Genomic DNA, 19,641 nt, shown 5'->3' with positions numbered 1-19,641 from the left:
AAACGAAATGATACAATGAAGTCTATATTTTCTAGTTTCTTTCTCGTAGTACAGGTTTTGGCTTTCGGTCAGAATCTATCCCCTGTAGATTATGTAAACCCATTGATGGGAACCCAGTCTAAGCCGTCCTTATCCAACGGAAATACCTATCCGGCTGTCGGACTTCCGTGGGGGATGAATATCTGGACCCCTCAAACCGGTAAAATGGGTGATGGATGGGCTTATACCTACGATGCAGATAAAATAAACGGGTTCAAACAAACCCATCAGCCTTCTCCCTGGATGAATGATTATGGGGCGTTTGCCATCATGCCGGGTGTGGGTAAGCCAAAATTCAAAGAAGATGAAAGGGCAAGTTGGTTCAGTCATAAAGCTGAAATTACAACCCCTTATTTCTATAGTGTCTACTTGGCAGATATCAATGTAACCACCGAGTTTACACCAACAGAAAGGGCTTCTTTCTTCAAATTTGACTTTCCCAAAACAGACAGTGCCTATGTAGTTATTGATGCACTCAACAAAGGCTCGTACATTAAGATTTTGCCTAAGGAAAGGAAAATTCTGGGATACACAACCCGATATTCCACCGGGAAGTATGATAATTTTAAAAACTATTTTGTAGTTCAGTTTGATAAAGATTTTGAGCTGACAAAAACCTGGAAAGATGATAAATTCGTCAATGATCAATTGGAAATCACCAGCGATCATACAGGAGCAGTAGTAGGTTTTAAACTGAAAAATAAAGAAGCTGTTTATGCAAAAGTAGCCTCTTCATTCATAAGCTTCGAGCAGGCAGAACTGAATCTTAAAAGAGAAATCGGAAACAGAAACTTTGATCAGGTAAAAACAGATGCCCAAAATATCTGGAATAAAACACTAGGGAAAATTGAGGTAAAAGGAGGTACAGACCAACAAATGAGAACCTTTTACTCCTCTTTGTACAGAACTTTGTTTTTTCCGCAAAAACTGTATGAAGTGGATGCTCAGAATAAAATAAAGCACTGGAGTCCTTACAATGGTAAAATAGCAGATGGTAAAATGTTTGCCGGAACGGGTTTCTGGGATACGTTCCGTGCTTTGTACCCTTTCCTGAACCTGGTATACCCAAGTATCAATGTGGAAATGCAGGAAGGTCTGGCTAATGCTTACAAAGAAGGAGGCTTCTTACCAGAATGGAGCAGCCCGGGATATTCAAATATCATGATTGGAAATAATTCAGCATCCGTAGTAGCAGATGCCTATATAAAAGGACTTCGTGGATATGATATGGAAACCCTTTGGAAAGCTGTAAAACACGGAGCAGACAACGAGGGTCCTATAGAAGCGGTAGGCCGTGCTGGAGTAGAATATTATAACACATTGGGCTATGTTCCTTATGACGTAAAAATCAATGAGAATGCAGCCAGAACACTGGAATATGCCTATGACGACTTTTCTATTTATCAATTAGGAAAAGCATTGGGAAAACCTGCTTCAGAAATTGATATTTACAAAAAAAGAGCGTATAATTACAAAAATCTGTTTGATAAGGAATCGGGTTTGATGCGGGGTAAAAATAAAGATGGTAACTTCCAGAAACCTTTCAATCCTTTCAAATGGGGTGATGCTTTCACAGAAGGAAACAGCTGGCACTATACTTGGTCTGTTTTTCAGGATATTGACGGGCTGGCAGCGCTGATGGGAGGTAAAAAGAAATTTGAAGCCAAACTGGATGAGGTGTTTTCACTGCCACCGGTTTTTGATGATAGCTATTATGGAGGAGTAATTCATGAGATCAGAGAAATGCAGATCATGAATATGGGGCAGTATGCCCACGGAAATCAGCCGATTCAACATATGATTTATCTGTACAATTATGCAGGAGCGCCTTATAAAACACAATACTGGACAAGGCAGGTTATGAATAAATTATATCATGCCACTCCAGACGGATATTGTGGAGACGAAGATAACGGACAGACTTCTGCGTGGTACATTTTCTCTGCACTGGGCTTTTACCCTGTGACGCCGGCAACGGATCAGTATGTACTGGGAGCTCCATTATTTAAAGAAGCTACCATTCATCTGGAAAATGGGAAGAAAATTGAAATAAAAGCTCCGGAAAATAATGCTGAAAACTTATATGTAAAGTCACTGAACGTTAATCAGCAGCCTTATTCCAAAAATTGGATTAGCCATAAAGAACTGATAAAAGGAACGGTTTTAGACTTTAAAATGGATAGTAAGCCGAATAAAGACCGAGGAACACAGGAAAAAGACTTTCCGTATTCCATGTCAAAAGAAGAATTAAGTAAATAAATTTTTAATTTAGAAATACACGCTGTATGAGTACAGAAAAAAAAGAAATATTCGATAGAATTGAAAAAATGCTGCAGACGCAGGGTTTTAATATTGCAGCAAAAGATGATGCAAGACCATGGGGTGGTTTTTTCGTGATTGATGAAACACAGGCGCAGGATTTTGCAAATCAATATTTTGATGGAATTGATGTAGAAAACCTGAGAATAGGAGGGAAGCTAAGCCCAAAAATTCTTATTGTAGCTCCGGAAGCAAGACTAAGCTGGCAGTATCATCACAGAAGAGCTGAGATCTGGCAGGTTGTAGAGGGAAAGGTAGGAATCAAGCGCAGTATGACAGATGAAGAAGGAGAAGTTGGAGAATACAACCCACAAGATCAGGTAAAACTTCAAAAAGGAGAAAGACACAGATTGATCGGTCTGACAGGTTGGGGCGTAGTAGCCGAAATCTGGCAGCATACCGATGCATCTAATCCTTCAGATGAAGATGATATTGTAAGAGTACAGGATGACTTTGGAAGATAAGTAGATAAAAAAACAGCATCAATTTGATGCTGTTTTTTATTTCTCTCAGAGAAAAAATACGCTTATAATATCTTATAGATTTTAGAATATTACATCCAGTCCTACATAGAAATTGGCTTTCATGATCGGAGCATATACCATTCCGCCATCAAAATAATTTCCGAAAGGATTTTTAAAATCAATGATCGCATTTTTCTGATAATAAGAAGTAAGGTTTTCTCCCCCTACATAAGCTCTAAGCTTCTTGTTGAAGTTCTTTGAGATCTGCGCATTAAGAACAGCATAGGAATTAGAATAAGCCGGCAGCTGAAACTCTGCAGGGTTGCTCGACATATCAGGGAGTCTTTGTTTTCCTACCCAGTTTAAAGTCGTATCAAAGCTCCAGAATCCTCCTTTATCATTTTTATTGGTTGAATAGGCCAGGTTGACAAAACCTCTGTGTTTTGCCATAAAAGGAACCTCTCTTCTTCCATCAATATAATCCGCCTGTACATCATAATATTTATAAGCCAGTCTTACATCAAAGTTTTTGAAAGGCGTGAAATCCCATTGAGTCTGGAATGAGTTGGCAAAAGATTTACCATTCAAATTATAAAATGTCAGTTGCTGAGGAGATCTGTCAAGATCCACCAATACCTGATCTTGGAAGTCAGTTCTGAAAAAGTCTGCAATAATGGTTGATTTTCTTCCGAAAAGCTTAAACTCCTGCTGTAGACTTGCTCCGTAGTTCCATGCAATCTCAGGCCTTAGTCCATAGATGTTTCCACCGTTTGGTAAGATATTGATGGTTCTGTTGGAAGCAAAGTATTGCTGGCTTTCCGCAAATACATTCGCTGTTCTGAATCCTCTTCCCGCAGAAAGTCTCAAGATAGTCTGTGGTGTAAAATCATACTTAAAGTTAACTCTCGGTGTAAACTGAGTTCCTGCCAGATTGTGGAAATCAACTCTGGTTCCTGCTACTAATGTATATTTTAATCCTGTTAAAGTATATTCAGCAAAGATTCCAGGAACAATCTCATTTCTCTTAATGTCATCCATTAAATAAGTTTCCTCATACCCGTCATATAAAAAGCTTGCACCCGCCTTATATTTGTGGTTCGTATTTCCAAGAATACTTTCAAAGATTAAATTGGAATAATAAGTATGCTGTTTCCCAGCATAATTTCTCAATCCAAAGAAACTGTCCTGCTGATGATATACGTATTGGTTCATCCAGCCAATACTTTGATAAGGTTTTCCCTTGAAAACATATCCTGTTTTATTCCAAACCTGAAATCTTGAAATATCAATTCCTACCCCATAGGCAGGCTGCTTATCCTGAGCCAGTTTTTTATCAAAATTAGTTTGTCCTGCGGTTCTCTCATCCCTGATAAAGTTGATCCCAAAGTGAGACCCAAATCCTGACTTTTCCAAATCATTATAATTAAGAAGATATGCCGCATTAATTTGAGTTCCCTTTGGTCTGTCAAGAAAACCGTCGTGATTCATATCCGTATTTCCAAAGGTTCCATTTCCATGAAGAAGGAACGTCTGTGACCATTTATCGTTGATAGGGGATACACTGGTAATATTAGCTTCCGCTCTTCCATTAAAATCGGAAAAAAGATTCAGGGATGTTTCCGGAGTCTTTGCGTTTTTCAAAAGCTCAGTATTAATCTGTCCTGTAATGCTTTCATAACCATTGGTTACGGTACTTCCCCCTTTGGTTAACTGGATACTTTCAATCCATCTTCCAGGAATGAAATTCAATCCGTAGGCTGAAGCCAGTCCTCTGATCTCCGGCAGCTGCTCTTTGGTTAAGCTGGTGTACTTTTGATCCAGACCAAGCATTTTCAGCTGTTTTGTTCCTGTTACCGCATTGCTGAAAGAAACATCTACAGTAGCATTGGTTTCAAAACTTTCTGATAAATTACAACAAGCAGCTTTTAATAGTTCTTTTTTATCAATATTAAAGACAAGTCCAGCCTCTTTTTTACTTAAAGAGGTTGCCGCCTTGGAACCTGTAACAACAACGCCGTCAATATTCTTTTCATGCTTGCTGTGAGTGTCATTATCAGACTGAGTAGAATGATCTTTATGATCTTCATGTTTTACCTCTTCCTCATAATGTACCTTTGGATTAGCTTCTCCAAAAGTGAAATCCCTGTCATAGAGACAACATCCCGGAAGACCATTGTAAACGGCATCAGAAGTCTTGTATTTTTCATTATCATGCCCAGCATCGGCAATTGCCTTTAATACTTTATCAGACGAGGTTTTAGAAGGATCAAAATTTAAAGTAACGGTCTGCTTTTCTGCGCTCCAGTCTGCTGAGTCTGCTCCCGCTCCTTTAGCTGCTTTTTCAATTCTGGCTTTACATGAAGCACAGTTTCCTCTTACATAGAACTCATTGTCTTTTTTAGCATGATGCTTATGGACTTCTGCTGTTGTAGGTTGAAGGTCCCTTTCATAAAGACAACACCCCGGAAGGCTTTCATAGGTTTCGTTGGAAGCCTTGAATTTTTCATTGTCGTGGCCTGCCTCTGCAACCTTTTTTAAGATTTCGTCTGCAGAAACCTGGGCCGTTTCTAAGGTTAATGTTTGAAGATCAATAGAGTATACCGCTGTTTTTGCGCCTGCTTTTTTGGCAGCTCCCTCAATTCTTGTTTTGCACATTTCACAGTTCCCCTTTACCTTGAACTGATTTTTTGAAAGATTTTGAGCAGATATAAATTGAGTAAATAAGAATAATGCACCAAGTATGAACCTGGAAATATATAATTTCATTTTGTTTAAAGTTTAGATTAAGTAAAAACGGTTCATTATATCATATAACGAACACATAATGTTTTAATTAACCTATTTTGGGCGGCTGCCAGATCTCCTTTAAACGGTCTGAAAGGTATGGATCTGAATATTGGAACTGTGGATTCTTATTGGCTTTGTAATAAGAAAGTTCCAAACGTAGATTTTTTGAAAATGGAGTCTCAATAAAGGTACAACAGACAACGCATGATGAACAGCAGTCATCACTACATGATTTTTTAGAATCATTTTTGCCGTCTTTTTTTGAGGAATGATTTTTACAGCAGTCACTCTTTTTAGATTCTGCCTTACAGCAGGTATCCTGCATAGATTGAGCGTAGAAGCTATCCTTAGGAACCAAGAAAATTCCCAAACAAAATACTATTGCAAGTAGATGAAACAGCTTCATGTCTGCAAAAATACAAAATTTATGGCAATGGATCACCAACTTTTAGAGAACAACTGTGCCAAGGTTCACCATGAGCTGGGTTTAGCTTTGGTTTTTCTCCCATAGCAATATTTTGTGCTGCCGGAGCTGGAGCAGGGGTAGTTTGTACTACATTTTGAACAGGCTGTGGGGCCGGAGCTGCCTTACTGTTCAAAGGCTGTCCTACAGCGATGTCGCATCTATGGCCCGGCTGCCCGTGTGGAGGATTCATTCCCGGGGCTGTTTTAATCTGTTTTCCGCTATTATTATCAATGGTTACTTTTCCCGGAGACATTGAGTTTGGATCAATCTGAATGGTATTACTATTTCCCGTATTGACTGTTTGTACAGCAGGAGTCGCTGCCGGTTGCCCGTTCAAAGGTTGTCCTACCGGGATATCACAACGGTGTCCTGGTTGTCCGTGGGCAGGATTCATTCCTGCAGCAGTTGCTATAGGAGCAGGATTAGAAACAGACTGAATTCCAGCCTGATCCATCAGTGAAGCCTTGGGAGTGTTGTTTATTGCTACAGAAGATTGCTGAGAACCTGCTTCTTCTTTTAAATAAGTTGCTTTTTCATCCTTTTTACAAGAGACAGCTAATATTGATACAGAGATCAAACCTAAAAACGTATTCTTCATATCCTAGATTGGGTATGAAACAAAATTAGCAAAACATTTTCAATTGTTTTGCTAATTTTATATTTATAATTCGATTTTTAGATTAATTTTTTACAAGAAGTCTAAAACCTTCACCGTGAACGTTGATAATTTCCAATCCTTCATCATCTTTTAATAGTTTACGAAGCTTGGCAATGTAAACGTCCATACTTCTTGCCGTAAAGTAATTTTCCTTTTTCCAGATCTTTCTTAGAGCAAGGTCTCTAGGCATGAAGTCGTTTCTATGGATGCAAAGAAGCTTTAGTAATTCGTTTTCTTTTGGAGAAAGTTTGTATTCTTTATCACCCACTTTCAGTTGTCTCAGCATTGAATCGAAGAAGATATTACTTATCTTAAATTGTTCCTGCTCTTCATTTTCCAACGTAGAGCTTCTTTGAAGAATAGCCTTGATTTTGTATAAAAGAAGTTCAGTATCAAAAGGTTTTGTGATATAATCATCAGCTCCCAATTGATATCCTTTCAGAATATCCTCTCTCATATTTCTTGCCGTAAGGAATATGATAGGGGTGTTTTTATCAATCTTTTTTACATCTTCTGCCAATGAAAATCCATCTTTCTTAGGCATCATCACGTCAAATATGCAGATATCGAATTCGTTTTCCGTAAATTCCTTAAGTCCTTGCTCTCCATCTGTTGCCAGGGTAACTTCAAAATTATTGATTGTTAAATAATCTTTAAGCACCGCTCCGAAACTCTGATCGTCCTCTACTAATAATATTCTGTTGCTCATAATTTTAATAATTAATAATTAACAATTAAGAATGAACTTTCTCACTCTCTCTTCTTATATTTTGTTTTTGGTTTTTATTTTATAATTAATCAATGATGTATAGTGTTTCATTACCATTGATCCTTTTATTTTTAGCTCATGGGAAGCTTTATCGTAAATGTGCTTCCCTGTCCTTTATTAGATTCTACTATTATTTGCCCCTTATGGAGTTCTACAATCTTTTTAACGTAGGAAAGACCTAAGCCCTGTCCTTTTACATTATGTATATTTCCTGTTTCTTCCCTGAAGAATTTTTCAAAGATCTTTGTTTTATTTTGGGTCTCCATCCCCATTCCTTTGTCTGAGATCTCGATGATGTACCAATGCCCTTCGTTTCTTGTCTCTACATGAATTTCAGGAGCTTCCGGAGAATACTTGTTGGCATTATCCAGTAGGTTGACCAACATATTCGAGATGTGGAATTCATCGATCTTAAAATTATAATGAGTCGCATTAAATTCTTGGGTTAAAGAACCATTTCTCTGCTGTACAATAAGATTAAAGGATTCCGTTGTTCTCTTAATCAATTCCCTTACATTGGTTTCTCTTAGGAATAATTCTACCTCATTTCTTTCAAGCTTGGACATGTTCAGAACATTTTCAACCTGCTTTTTCATTCTTAGGTTTTCCTGCTTGATCAATTCTGAATAATATTTTACTTTATCCGGATTGGTTGCAATCTTATCATTAGCCAGAGAATCTGTTGCTACGGAAATAGTTGCCAATGGTGTTTTGAATTCATGAGACATGTTATTGATAAAATCCGTCTTCACTTCAGCAAGCTTTTTCTGCCTCATCATATAATTGATCGAAATGATATAGATTCCAAGAATGGTAAGTAAAGAAAGGAAAGTCCCCAATAACATGGGCCAGTTGTTCATCGCCAAAGAATATTCCTTTTTAGGGAATACCAATGCAAGACTGTATAATGTGTTTTTCTTGTCTGTAAAGAGAGGAAAGCTATAGGTATTACTATCTTTTTTCTCCTTATAGGCTTTATTAACAATGCTTGTTAATTTGCTATTTCTGTCAAGGACTCCGTATCCGAATTTTGCGGTAATCCCTCTTATTCTCAATTCTTTGGTGATGACGGAATCGAGAACAGTAGCGTCAACTCTTTTAGTGATAGGAAGATTGTTTCCGTAAACCTTTACAAACTCTTTCATGGAATAATCACCCGTTTCTATATCCTGGTTGATATCCGTAGTAAGAAGTTCACGGTTGGTGGTATCTCTCTTTATTTTGTAGGCAGCTTCATCCGTATATAAAGTAGTCAGCTTTATAGAATCCCCTTTTTTAGAGATAGGAAGCTGTGTTTTTTCAATAATGTTCTTGGAGTAAATAATCTGTCTTTGGGTTCCGGAGTCTTCAACCTGTTGGATGGTGGTTAAAGAAGGCTGTTTACTGTTGGCAAGAATATTATTTCTGAAATTTTTATAATCCTGATTTAAATATTTTTCAGCTTCAATTTCTTCAATACTTTTTGAAGTACTTTCCAAAACAGCATACACCTTATTTGAAAAATCCTGTTCCAGTACACCGTAATAGCCTTTCAGCCAATAAAATTGGAGCGTTACAAAGACAATCAGTGAAATTGTCATAAACACCGAAATTATTGGGATGAATTTGTTATTCATTATTTAATTATATATGTTTTGGAAAAATGAATGTTAAAATTAATTGTTTTAAGACTACGTAAACAAAAAACGAGCCAAAAAATTATGTTTTTTTTCTTAAAAGAGTGTTTTTTAACAATTATTTATGAATTATTGTTTACTTGTCATATGAAAAGTCCTTTCTATAAATAAAGACTTAACTTTATTAAAAATAATTAGTTATGGAATCTAATATCATTTTCAACAAAGATTTTGACTCGAATAGCGTTTATGTAATGAAAGTTTACAGCGCTGATGTTTCAACGGTATGGAGCTATTTTACCCAATCCGAATTACTAGATCAATGGTGGGGACCCAGGCCATGGAGATGTGAAACTTTAAATCAGAATTTTAAAGAAGGAGGTATTTGGCTCTATTCAATGGTGGGTCCGAGCGGAGAAAAAGCTTATGCTCAATTTAAATATGGCGAAATTATGGAACATAGAAGCGTGGATTGGACAAGTGCCTTTTGTGATGAAAAAGGAAATGTGAATGAAGATTTTTCAGGGTCAAAGTGGCTGGTCGGATTTACAGGAGTAGAAGAGGGAACAAAAATAACGATTAACATTCATTATCAATCTCAGGAAATAATGAAAAAAATGTTGGAAATGGGGTTTGAAGAGGGGCTTAAAATGGGATTGAATCAATTGGAGGAAATTTTAGATAATCATTAGAAAAAATAGTAAGTTAATTTTGTACTAATAAAATAGAGTGTTCCCATAGGAACACTCTATTTATTAAAATATGGAATAAAAATGTTTTGCTATTTCTTATTTTAACATCAATTTATAATTTCTCAATGCTGATGAAGGTTCCATCTGTGGGAACTATTTTATAGACATCGGCAACGGTAAGGATTGAAACGCCTCCTGAAACCTGAACCTTAAGCTGGTCTCCCTTGTCAAACATTGCCAAAAACTCCATAGTTCCAACTCTGTTGGCTCCGGCAGTAATTAAAATGGCTTCGTTCAAGGATACATCATTTCTGGCAAGTACACTGCCATTTTTTAGGGCTCTGAATGAAATAACGGGCGGACTTACGTGGATTCCCGAAGTTTTTACCTTTAAACTGATCAAAACCTTGTAAAATCCTGATTCTTTGAATGTAAAGTTATTAAAATTGCTGTTCACCGTTCCTTGTGGATCAATAATACCCAGATGATCTCCATCCAACGTATTGTTGTAAAACCCGAAAGGGACGTCTTTTTCCCCACAACCAATAAGTATACAGGCTACAGAAGGAAAATTATTTTCCGGTGTAGCAGGGTTCATGCTGGCTCGGGTTGTTCTTCCGCCGTTTTCATAAAAAGTAGGCTTCCATTTTTCACCATCGTAAACGACTACTCGTTGAATGTCTTTTCTATACATGATCATTCCCTGCATGGTAGGATCATTGCTAAAGTGATCAGATTCACTGCCGTTGTATAAAGGCAATTCTGTTTCATTGTTTACTGTTGGGATCATCATTCCTTTGGATTTGGCTGAATTGTCCTCATTATTTACAACACTAAACATAGAGTTGGTGCTTGGGCTGGCTGCACTGCCAAGAGTGACTTGAGAGAAAGCTGTAGCGGCCCAAACCATAAGTGCGGTGATGTATATTTTTTTCATCATTTTAGTTCAATTTTTCTATATATAAATAGGTATCCTTATCGCTCATTTTAAACGTAACACCTGTTCCCACGTTTAATCCGGTGTCTGCCTGAATACCAGCTCTCAAACGGATTTGATCTCCTGCATGCAGATATTTGGTAGTAGAAAAGCTGTTTGTTGAATTTGAACTTCCCCCGGTTACCAGCAGTCCATACAGTAAAAAGCTGTTTTCATGAATTTTTTGCCATCCTTCTCCCACGGCATTTATATAAAGAGCCTGAAGAGATACAATAGTAGCCGCATTTCCTACAGAAAGACCTCCTGCGCTGCTCGTTTTAACGGAGGGGTTAATTCTGTAAAATCCGCTTGCAGGAATGGTGATTTCTCCATTGGCATTGACCGTTAATCCTAAATTATTTATATTATTTCGGTCAAAATCATTTAAAATATTAAATGGTAAGGTAGGGCGTCCTGTAATTCCCAGTACATTGGCTACGGTTTGGTCAGAGGAACTTGATCCTAGGATACTTAGGTTTTTATAATTTTTAATACTTCTTTCTGTGGCTGCAATCCATCTGTAACCATCGTACTTTACAGCATCCTTTATTTCCTTGCTATAAAATATCAATCCATTGTCTGTAGGATTATTCTCGTATAAATCCGGATGTGCAGCATTGTAATTGGGGAGCTCGGTATGGTTTTCAACAACTGGAAGCATTATTCCCTTTGTATTATGTTCTACCTGTAGGGCAGCTCGTGGGTGAACAGTTTCAGGTCTGTGGCCTATTTTTACCTGGGCATATCCAAGATATCCCATAGCTGTTAATATAAAAACGTTGAGTGTAATAACTTTTTTAATCATTTTAATCACTTACTTTGGTGAACATTATTTCTCTTGGATAATATTGGGCAATCTTTGTATTGGCTGCTGCAGTCAGCGTAACCACTACAGATACTGTTGCCAAAGGAGAATGTATTCTGGAAACAATATAATCCCCCGGATTTAGACGAATTCTGGTGGTCGTAAATGCCGCTGTATTGGTATCTCCACCTATTCCAAGAATACCATAATAATCAGGAAAGAAAGTGGTCAATTTAACTTCACTGTGGCTTCCATCACTTTGCTTCAGGTAAGCTCTTAGTTGATATTGTGGCCCGCTTGTTAATGAAACGGCTCCTCCGGTTTTTGACGGTACATTTAAATAAATGTCATAAACACCTGCTTCATTCACGATAAACTTAGCATTGTCAAAGCTTTTATTACCATAAATTCCCCCTCCAGGTACCACCGCGGTTTCTCTTGTGATATTAAGATTGTTATAAGATTGTTGTCCGTCTACCGGAGCGCTAAATCCAATTCCTACATGTCTACCGCATCCAAGAAGAACACATACCACGCTGGTTTCTTCGTCTGCTGTAGATAAAAATCTGGACTGTTTCATCTTGAAGTCTGCAGCGGTAGGTTCATTATTCCATTTAGCCCCGTCATAAGAGTAAAATGTAGCATGTGTTTTTTCGAACATCATCATTCCTGTCATTTCAGGATCAGAAGTCGATGAAGTGTACAACGGAAGATTTTCTGGTGCAGAAACTTCAGGAAGCATCATGCCGAGACTTTTCCTTTCATATTTTCCATCTACCTGTAGAATGGCTTTGTTGTGAATTTCTGCGGTTGGATTTTTTGAAATTCCTACTTGTGAAAAAGCCAAGTTGACAAGGAGCAACATCAAAGAAGTGCTGATTTTTTTCATGGTTTTGATTTCTATTTAAATTTTAGTCTGTTTTATCCAGAAGAATTTTTATCGAAATACATAGTTTTTTCAGTTTTTAGTTTTTTGTGGTTTTTATTCAAAATTTTATCTCTCCAGGTTCGGGTCTGAACTGGATTTATCATTTGTTGTATTTTTTTCAAACTTATGATTAAAAAGCCTGAAGAAATTAACCATAATATTCTGAGGGAAATTGATCATAGTACCTGATCAAAAGAACGTGGTATGGACCTCACTAAAGTACAAATCTAATGTGGTATCAACCTATCAAATTGTGAAATATTATAGGTGTGGCATTTAATCTTTAGAAAATAAAATGATAATAGTTTGGTAATGAATTGGTTTAAATTTTGAACTCTAATTTATTTTTTAAATAATATTTTTAATTGATCATTTAATTTTGTTTAAAAAAAATAGAGATAAGTTCTTGCTTATCTCTATTGTGTCAATAAAACACTTTTATTTGGGGTTATTTTGATAATTATTACCCTGTTTTATTATCAAATATTTAAATTACTACTTTTCCAGGTTAAATTAATTCTTCCTCCTGAAAATATTGAATAATCGCCTTTTTCATAAGCAAGCTCTGCTCATTAGGCCTTAGTTCAGGAAGTTCTTCCATTTTTTCGAACTGTGGCCACCCATCTTCATAGTGAGTGAATTTATAATACCCAAAGGGTTCAAGCAACCTGCATACTGCAATATGAATCAGATTTACTTTATCTTCCTTTGTATATTTTTGTTGCCCGCTTCCCAGTTCTTGTAATCCTATTAGAAACAAAAGCGTTTCAATGGGAGGATTCTTCTCTGTCTGAAAGTTGTCTTCGAAGAACTGTTCTATTTTTTTCCAATATTCAGATTCGTTCATATGATGATATCAGCCATTTTTTATAATGACAATATTTTTATAAATTATTATTTTCTTTTTATTTTCCTCATTTTTAGAGTTTAATGGAGGGGGAACACAAAATTATTCCTTATCAATCTTCAAAAGAAATGCATACTCCAGTGCATCTTCCTTCAATGATTCAAACCTTCCGCTCGCACCTCCGTGTCCTGAGCTCATGTCTGTTTTGAAGACTAAAATATGATGATCTGTTTTCACCTCTCTCAATTTGGCAGTCCATTTTGCGGGCTCCCAATATTGTACCTGAGAATCGTGGAATCCTGTAGTGATCAGCATATGCGGATAATCTTTGGCTTCTACATTATCATAAGGTGAATAGTCTTTCATATAATGATAATACTCTTTATCATTTGGATTTCCCCACTCATCATATTCTCCGGTTGTTAAAGGAATTGTATCATCCAACATGGTGCTAACAACATCTACAAAAGGAACTTGTGCTACAATTCCGTTGAATAGTTGTGGCTCGTAATTCACAACGGCTCCCACCAGTAGGCCTCCTGCACTTCCTCCCATTGCATATAGATGTTTAGAAGACGTATAGTTCTCCTTTATTAAGTGTTTTCCTGCATCAATAAAGTCGAAGAACGTATTTTTCTTGAACAGCATTTTTCCATCTTCATACCATTCTCTACCTAGATATTCTCCACCTCGGATGTGAGCAATAGCATAGATGAACCCACGATCCAGAATTGATAATCTTACATTGGAGAAACTTGCATCTACAGTATGTCCGTAACTTCCATATCCGTATAAAAGAAGCGGTGTATCAGCAGATTTCTTTGTGTCCTTATGATAGACAAGAGAAATGGGAACCTTTGTTTTTCCGTCTCTGGAATCTGCCCATATTCTTTCGGAAATATAGTTTTCAGGAATGAAGTTTCCATCTAAAACTTCCTGTTGTTTAAGAAGTTCTGTAGTGTTGTCTTTCATATTGTACTCATAAGTAGAGCTTGGCTGTGTTAATGAGGTATAGCCATAACGTAAAACCTCAGTATCAAATTCCAAGTTGATTCCGATATAAGTAGTGTAAGTAGGGTCAGAAAATGGCAAATAGTGAGAATCCTGCGTTTTTTCATCAATAATCTTGATTTGTAACAGTCCCTTTTCTCTTTCCTCAAGAACTAAATAATCTCTAAAGATTTCAAAGCCTTCCAATAAAACTTCTGCACGGTGAGGGATTACATCCACCCAATTTTCCATGCCACAGTGATCAATTTTTGTTTTTACTATTTTAAAGTTCGTAGCATCATCAGCATTGGTAATGATATAGAATTCATCTTCATAATGTTCTACAGAATATTCAAGATCATCTATTCTTGGCTGAATCACCTTCCAGTCTGCAAATACATTGTCAGAAGGAATGAAGTGATGCTCGTCAGAGATCGTACTGGAGCTTGCAATGAAAATATATTGTAGGGATTTTGTTTTAAAGACGTTTACGTCAAATGTTTCATCTTTCTCATGGAAGATCAGGACATCCTCAGATGAATCTGTTCCCAGTTGGTGTCTGTAAACCTGGAATGCACGAAGACTTTTATCCTTTCTGATATAAAAAACATGTTGGTTATCATTAGCCCAAACCGCTTTTCCTGTCGTATTCTCTATTTTGTCCTGAAGAATTTCACCGGTTTTTAAATTCTTGAAGTTTAAAGTATAGATTCTTCTGCCTACATTGTCTGAAGAAAAAGAAGCCAGTTCATTATTGGGGCTTACAGCTACACTGCCAACCTCAAAGAATTCCTCACCTTCAGCTAAGAGATTTACATCAAGTACAATTTCTTCCGGGTTATCCAGACTTTTATATTTTCTGCAGAAGATAGGGTATTCCTTACCCTCTTCGTAGCGTACAATGTACCAATATTCATTAAAGATATAAGGAAGAGATTCATCATCTTTTTTATAACGAGCCTTCATTTCCTCAAAAAGTTGTTCCTGAAGTTCTTCCGTGTCTTTCATAATGAATTCTTCGTAAGCATTTTCTTCTTCAAGATATTTGATAACTTCGGGGTTTTCCCTTTCATTAAGCCAGAAGTAGTTGTCTATTCTTCTGTCGCCGTGAGTTTCTAGTATTTTTTCTATTTTTTTTGCCTGTGGAGCTTTCATCCGGATATTTTAATTTTTAATGACCTACGCAATTTTCTTTTTTTGAAAATGTTTTTGCATGGACATTTCATTCAATGTTAATTCTTGTTCAAATTTAGGTAAAAAAAAACCATCTTTCCTTTATTGAAAAGATGGTTGAGTTTATTTTTGTATTAAAGGCTACTTATGAAGCGCTTTAATATACTTTTCCAGTGCCATTGTCATGGATGGTGTTTCTTTTGTAGGAGCCATTAGATCTACCTTTATTCCTGCTTCTTCAGCAGCAGCCAGAGTCGTGTTTCCGAAAACCCCGATCTTTGTTTCATCCTGCTTAAAGTCTGGGAAATTCTGCTGTAGAGACTTAATTCCTTGCGGGCTGAAGAAGATCAACATGTCATAATCCTTAATGGTGATATCCGTCAGATCGCTGCATACAGTACGGTACATGATTGCTCTTGTCCATTCTACATTTGCAGAATCTAAAGTTTTTACAATATCCGGACTTAAAACATCTGAAGATGGCAACAGATATTTTTCAGTAGGAAACTTTTTAAAAAGAGGAAGCAGGTCTGCGAAGTTTTTCTCCCCAAAACTGATTTTTCTTTTTCTGTACACAATGTGCTTCTGAAGGTAGTTGGCTATTGCTTCCGACTGACATATGTATCTCATCGTATCCGGAACTGCAAAGCGCAGTTCTTCTGCTAGTCTGAAGTAATGGTCAATCGCGTTTTTACTGGTAAAAATGATTCCAGTATATTGCGTCAGATCTATTTTCTGTGTTCTGAGCTCTTTATTGTCAACCCCTTCGACGTGGATAAATGGACGGAAATCAATCTTTATTTTTTCTTTCTTCGCTATATCCAAATATGGAGAAGACTCACTAGGCGCTGGTTGAGAAACCAATATAGACTTTATTCTCATCATTGACATTTATTAAAAAAATAACAACTTCCAAAGCAGTAATAATGGTGCGATTTGGAGCGTGCAAATATACAAAAATTTATAATACCATTTCTCAGGAAGAATCTTGTTCTTGTGAAATAAATAGAAAAAAACTTTGAAAATGAATACAAAAGAAAAGAAGAAGAAATAGTATGAAAATATTTTATTTCTGTCAATAGGGAAGTAATAATGGGTTATGCACAAAATTATCAACAAAAAAGACAGGATAAAATAAAATTTTGTGGAGGTAAAATAAAAAATAGACCATTTTTTTCCATCTCCTATACTTTGGTAAAATAAAAAGCCCAATGCTGATCTCATCACATAAAAAAAGAGGACCACAAGTAGGGTATAACCAAATTTATTAAGCTGATACCCCAAAACCTGAAGGTTTGCGATATATTTCGGTACTATAGGGATATATTGTGAAATGAGCACAGATAGGGTGAGCGTAATCACACATGAGGTGATAATCCAGCTCGGTAGGTTATTACTGGCGTCAAAATATTTTTGAAGCAAAAAATCTTTAAGGCTTGCATCCCTTTCTATAATGTTCATCATAAAAACATATAGAAATATACAGCCTATTAATATAAAGACCACCCAGTCATTATTCTCAGGGATCCTTACGTGATTGATGAAGTCTTGTGATGATGGCAAATCTTAAGTTTTTTTATTTTTATTTAACGATCAATAACACAACTTGGCATGGATTTTCTTTATCGCTTCATCCGTGGTATTTATGTTAAAGTATATTTCCTTATCAATTGTATGGGGTACTTAGACTATTTTATAAAGTCTTAGCATCATCATATAATCTGTGAGAAATATTTTTGCAAAATTATAGATTATTTTGTATAAAATAAAAAGGTTAAATAAACTATCTTTGCAAACTGAAATGAAAAAACTCGTCATTATCCCAACGTATAACGAAAAGGAAAATATTGAAAATATTATTTCCGCGGTTTTTGCATTGGAGGATGACTTTCATATTTTAGTGGTGGATGATTCTTCTCCAGATGGAACAGCGGAAGTTGTAAAAGAATTGCAGAAGAAATACCCACACTATCTTCATCTGTCGATAAGACATATTAAAGATGGTTTGGGAAAGGCATATATTCATGGATTTACATGGGCCATAGAAAACAAATATGACTACATTTTTGAAATGGATGCCGATTTTTCACACAATCCGAATGACTTACCTAAACTTTTTGAAGCCTGCAAGAATGCGGATATGGCTGTTGGTTCCCGTTATTCAAAAGGAGTGAATGTGGTAAATTGGCCAATGGGGAGAGTGTTACTTTCCTATTTTGCTTCAAAGTATGTAAGGTTTATTTTGGGACTTCCTATTCATGATACTACAGCCGGTTTTGTATGCTTTTCAAGAAAAGTACTGGAAGAGATTGGACTAAATAATGTGAGATTGAAAGGATATGGGTTTCAGATAGAGATGAAGTTCAGGGCCTACAAAAAAGGCTTTAAAATTGTAGAAGTTCCTATTATATTTACCAACAGGATTTTAGGAGAAAGCAAAATGAATGGTGGGATTATCCATGAGGCTGTATTTGGCGTATTAAACTTAAAATGGAAATCAATCATCAATAGATTATGAAACTAAGCATGACCACGATGAAACAACTGATCTTTATTTTTGTTCTACTGGGACTGTTTTCATGCAGTGATTATATCGATAAGCCTAAAAATCTTGTTGATAAGGATGTGATGACGGATATCCTCGTTGATCTTACGATCAATGATCAGGCAATATTTATGTATCAGGATAAAAACATGGAGGCCGGCACAAGATTCGTTTTGAAAGCCCACAATGTAAAACCTGATGATTTCACGGAAAGCTTTAAATACTATGTAATTAAAGAAGAAATGGAGGGGATAGCGAATGATGCCCAGGAAATTTTGCTGAAGAAAGATCCCAAAGCAAAAAAATATATTGAGGACAAGAAAAAGCAGAATGGAGGACTGATTACGCCTTTCGTAAAATAAGTTATGATGAAGAGGGTTCTGCCCGAACAATGATTAATCGCTGATGGCGGTGAACTAAAAAAGTATACGAATGAAATTTTTTAATATAGAAAAAACCTCTGAGGGAAAAGCAAGGGCAGGGGAGATTACTACTGATCACGGAAAGATTCAAACTCCTATTTTTATGCCGGTGGGAACCGTTGCTAGTGTAAAAACAGTTCATCAGAGAGAATTAAAAGAAGACATTAAGGCCCAGATTATTTTGGGTAATACCTATCACCTTTACCTTCGTCCCGGTATGGAAACCATGCAGGATGCAGGAGGTCTGCATAAATTCATGAACTGGGATCTTCCAATTCTTACAGACTCAGGAGGTTTTCAGGTTTTTTCATTGGCAAGTAACAGAAAAATGACAGAGGAGGGGGCTAGGTTCAAGTCTCATATTGACGGAAGCTATCATATGTTTTCTCCGGAAAGATCTATGGAAATCCAAAGGCAGATCGGAGCAGACATTTTCATGGCTTTTGATGAATGTACACCTTATCCTTGTGAATATAACCAGGCTAAATCATCAATGGAACTTACACACCGTTGGTTGAAAAGATGCATCGATTGGACCAATGATAATCCCGAATTATACGGTCACAAACAAAGACTTTTCCCTATTGTACAGGGATCTACCTATTCTGATCTAAGAAAAATATCTGCAGAGGTGATTTCTGAAGCTGGAGCTGAAGGAAATGCCATAGGAGGACTTTCAGTAGGTGAACCGGAAGAAGAAATGTACAGAATTACGGATGAAGTGACCGATATTCTTCCAAAAGAAAAACCAAGATATCTAATGGGAGTAGGAACACCATGGAATATTTTGGAATCTATTGGGTTAGGTATTGATATGATGGATTGCGTAATGCCTACAAGAAACGCTAGAAACGCGATGCTTTTCACTTGGCAGGGGGTGATGAACCTTAAAAACGAAAAGTGGAAGCGTGATTTTTCGCCTCTTGACGAGTTTGGAACCAGCTTTGTAGACAGAGAATATTCAAAAGCGTATCTTCGTCACTTATTTGTATCCAAAGAATATCTGGCAAAACAGATTGCTTCAATTCATAATCTTGCATTTTATCTTGACTTGGTTAAGGTTGCAAGAGAGCACATCCTTGCTGGAGATTTCTACGAATGGAAAAAATCTGTAGTACCGGTTCTTAGACAAAGACTGTAAAAGA

Annotated in this window: 18 protein-coding genes; 6 read left to right on the top strand and 12 right to left on the bottom strand. The window is 36.6% G+C overall.

Translation table 11 applies throughout. The features are described 5' to 3' along the window. Positions 1–15: 15 nt before the first annotated feature. On the top strand, positions 16–2,298 hold the full coding sequence (locus tag SCA31_RS05780) for a GH92 family glycosyl hydrolase (RefSeq protein WP_410695923.1): 2,283 nt from the start codon (positions 16–18) through the stop codon (positions 2,296–2,298). Between the two features lie 26 nt (positions 2,299–2,324). Continuing rightward, a complete protein-coding gene (locus SCA31_RS05775; RefSeq protein WP_410695921.1) occupies positions 2,325–2,822 on the top strand; it encodes a phosphoheptose isomerase in 498 nt (165 codons plus the stop codon). 81 nt (positions 2,823–2,903) lie between these two features. Here the strand turns inward: SCA31_RS05775 and SCA31_RS05770 are convergent, their stop codons facing one another. The 5 genes from SCA31_RS05770 to SCA31_RS05750 form a co-directional block, all read right to left on the bottom strand. After that, the gene (locus tag SCA31_RS05770; protein WP_410695920.1) at positions 2,904–5,588 is read right to left on the bottom strand and encodes a TonB-dependent receptor domain-containing protein; all 2,685 of its coding nucleotides are present in this window, start codon (positions 5,586–5,588) and stop codon (positions 2,904–2,906) included. A gap of 67 nt (positions 5,589–5,655) precedes the next feature. Next, entirely contained in the window at positions 5,656–5,979 is a 324-nt protein-coding gene (locus tag SCA31_RS05765; RefSeq protein ID WP_228434988.1) for a hypothetical protein, read from the bottom strand. Positions 5,980–6,034: 55 nt separating this feature from the next. After that, positions 6,035–6,673 carry a hypothetical protein gene (locus tag SCA31_RS05760; RefSeq protein WP_410695918.1) on the bottom strand — a complete coding sequence of 213 codons (639 nt, stop codon included), beginning with the start codon at positions 6,671–6,673 and terminating at the stop codon, positions 6,035–6,037. Positions 6,674–6,755: 82 nt separating this feature from the next. After that, positions 6,756–7,442 carry a response regulator transcription factor gene (locus SCA31_RS05755; RefSeq protein ID WP_002982671.1) on the bottom strand — a complete coding sequence of 229 codons (687 nt, stop codon included), beginning with the start codon at positions 7,440–7,442 and terminating at the stop codon, positions 6,756–6,758. A 131-nt stretch (positions 7,443–7,573) separates the two neighbouring features. After that, positions 7,574–9,118, bottom strand: coding sequence for a sensor histidine kinase (locus SCA31_RS05750; RefSeq protein ID WP_410695917.1), 1,545 nt, complete (start codon positions 9,116–9,118; stop codon positions 7,574–7,576). A gap of 200 nt (positions 9,119–9,318) precedes the next feature. On the opposite strand from SCA31_RS05750, the gene SCA31_RS05745 reads away from it, so the two are divergent. After that, positions 9,319–9,810 (top strand): SRPBCC family protein, encoded by a 492-nt coding sequence (locus SCA31_RS05745; RefSeq protein WP_410695916.1) that lies wholly within the window; start codon positions 9,319–9,321, stop codon positions 9,808–9,810. A gap of 112 nt (positions 9,811–9,922) precedes the next feature. Here SCA31_RS05745 and SCA31_RS05740 read toward each other — a convergent pair whose 3' ends face one another. The 7 genes from SCA31_RS05740 to SCA31_RS05710 form a co-directional block, all read right to left on the bottom strand. Beyond that, a complete protein-coding gene (locus SCA31_RS05740) occupies positions 9,923–10,750 on the bottom strand; it encodes a hypothetical protein (protein WP_410695915.1) in 828 nt (275 codons plus the stop codon). Between the two features lies 1 nt (position 10,751). Next, entirely contained in the window at positions 10,752–11,591 is an 840-nt protein-coding gene (locus SCA31_RS05735; protein ID WP_410695913.1) for a hypothetical protein, read from the bottom strand. Position 11,592: 1 nt separating this feature from the next. Then, the gene (locus SCA31_RS05730) at positions 11,593–12,480 is read right to left on the bottom strand and encodes a hypothetical protein (RefSeq protein ID WP_410695911.1); all 888 of its coding nucleotides are present in this window, start codon (positions 12,478–12,480) and stop codon (positions 11,593–11,595) included. A 547-nt stretch (positions 12,481–13,027) separates the two neighbouring features. Further along, on the bottom strand, positions 13,028–13,366 hold the full coding sequence (locus tag SCA31_RS05725) for a hypothetical protein (RefSeq protein WP_076353091.1): 339 nt from the start codon (positions 13,364–13,366) through the stop codon (positions 13,028–13,030). Positions 13,367–13,468: 102 nt separating this feature from the next. After that, entirely contained in the window at positions 13,469–15,511 is a 2,043-nt protein-coding gene (locus SCA31_RS05720; RefSeq protein WP_410695909.1) for a S9 family peptidase, read from the bottom strand. Positions 15,512–15,670: 159 nt separating this feature from the next. Further along, entirely contained in the window at positions 15,671–16,411 is a 741-nt protein-coding gene (locus SCA31_RS05715; protein ID WP_410695978.1) for a uroporphyrinogen-III synthase, read from the bottom strand. Between the two features lie 12 nt (positions 16,412–16,423). Then, a complete protein-coding gene (locus SCA31_RS05710) occupies positions 16,424–17,035 on the bottom strand; it encodes a DUF4271 domain-containing protein (protein WP_410695976.1) in 612 nt (203 codons plus the stop codon). 295 nt (positions 17,036–17,330) lie between these two features. Here SCA31_RS05710 and SCA31_RS05705 point away from each other — a divergent pair, with 295 nt between their 5' ends. From SCA31_RS05705 to tgt, 3 genes are all read left to right on the top strand, one after another. Continuing rightward, positions 17,331–18,047, top strand: a complete 717-nt coding sequence (locus SCA31_RS05705) for a polyprenol monophosphomannose synthase (protein ID WP_410695908.1) — start codon at positions 17,331–17,333, stop codon at positions 18,045–18,047. Beyond that, positions 18,044–18,436 (top strand): DUF4296 domain-containing protein, encoded by a 393-nt coding sequence (locus SCA31_RS05700; protein WP_410695906.1) that lies wholly within the window; start codon positions 18,044–18,046, stop codon positions 18,434–18,436. Before SCA31_RS05705 ends, SCA31_RS05700 begins: the two co-directional genes overlap by 4 nt. Before the next feature lie 70 nt (positions 18,437–18,506). Further along, a complete protein-coding gene (gene tgt, locus SCA31_RS05695) occupies positions 18,507–19,637 on the top strand; it encodes a tRNA guanosine(34) transglycosylase Tgt (protein ID WP_410695904.1) in 1,131 nt (376 codons plus the stop codon). Positions 19,638–19,641 lie beyond the last annotated feature (4 nt).

This window comes from Chryseobacterium sp. SIMBA_028, assembly GCF_046535285.1.
Taxonomy (GTDB): Bacteria; Bacteroidota; Bacteroidia; order Flavobacteriales; family Weeksellaceae; genus Chryseobacterium.
This window is presented reverse-complemented; position numbering and strand designations above follow the sequence as displayed.

Excerpts from the sequence above, each read along its gene's own strand:
- SCA31_RS05770 (WP_410695920.1), bottom strand. The coding sequence starts at position 5,588 with ATGAAATTATATATTTCCAGGTTCATACTTGGTGCATTATTCTTATTT.
- SCA31_RS05735 (WP_410695913.1), bottom strand. The coding sequence starts at position 11,591 with ATGATTAAAAAAGTTATTACACTCAACGTTTTTATATTAACAGCTATG.
- SCA31_RS05720 (WP_410695909.1), bottom strand. The coding sequence starts at position 15,511 with ATGAAAGCTCCACAGGCAAAAAAAATAGAAAAAATACTAGAAACTCAC.
- tgt (WP_410695904.1), top strand. The coding sequence starts at position 18,507 with ATGAAATTTTTTAATATAGAAAAAACCTCTGAGGGAAAAGCAAGGGCA.
- SCA31_RS05750 (WP_410695917.1), bottom strand. The coding sequence starts at position 9,118 with ATGAATAACAAATTCATCCCAATAATTTCGGTGTTTATGACAATTTCA.
- SCA31_RS05700 (WP_410695906.1), top strand. The coding sequence starts at position 18,044 with ATGAAACTAAGCATGACCACGATGAAACAACTGATCTTTATTTTTGTT.
- SCA31_RS05760 (WP_410695918.1), bottom strand. The coding sequence starts at position 6,673 with ATGAAGAATACGTTTTTAGGTTTGATCTCTGTATCAATATTAGCTGTC.
- SCA31_RS05730 (WP_410695911.1), bottom strand. The coding sequence starts at position 12,480 with ATGAAAAAAATCAGCACTTCTTTGATGTTGCTCCTTGTCAACTTGGCT.
- SCA31_RS05740 (WP_410695915.1), bottom strand. The coding sequence starts at position 10,750 with ATGATGAAAAAAATATACATCACCGCACTTATGGTTTGGGCCGCTACA.
- SCA31_RS05755 (WP_002982671.1), bottom strand. The coding sequence starts at position 7,442 with ATGAGCAACAGAATATTATTAGTAGAGGACGATCAGAGTTTCGGAGCG.
- SCA31_RS05715 (WP_410695978.1), bottom strand. The coding sequence starts at position 16,411 with ATGAGAATAAAGTCTATATTGGTTTCTCAACCAGCGCCTAGTGAGTCT.
- SCA31_RS05705 (WP_410695908.1), top strand. The coding sequence starts at position 17,331 with ATGAAAAAACTCGTCATTATCCCAACGTATAACGAAAAGGAAAATATT.
- SCA31_RS05780 (WP_410695923.1), top strand. The coding sequence starts at position 16 with ATGAAGTCTATATTTTCTAGTTTCTTTCTCGTAGTACAGGTTTTGGCT.
- SCA31_RS05725 (WP_076353091.1), bottom strand. The coding sequence starts at position 13,366 with ATGAACGAATCTGAATATTGGAAAAAAATAGAACAGTTCTTCGAAGAC.
- SCA31_RS05775 (WP_410695921.1), top strand. The coding sequence starts at position 2,325 with ATGAGTACAGAAAAAAAAGAAATATTCGATAGAATTGAAAAAATGCTG.
- SCA31_RS05745 (WP_410695916.1), top strand. The coding sequence starts at position 9,319 with ATGGAATCTAATATCATTTTCAACAAAGATTTTGACTCGAATAGCGTT.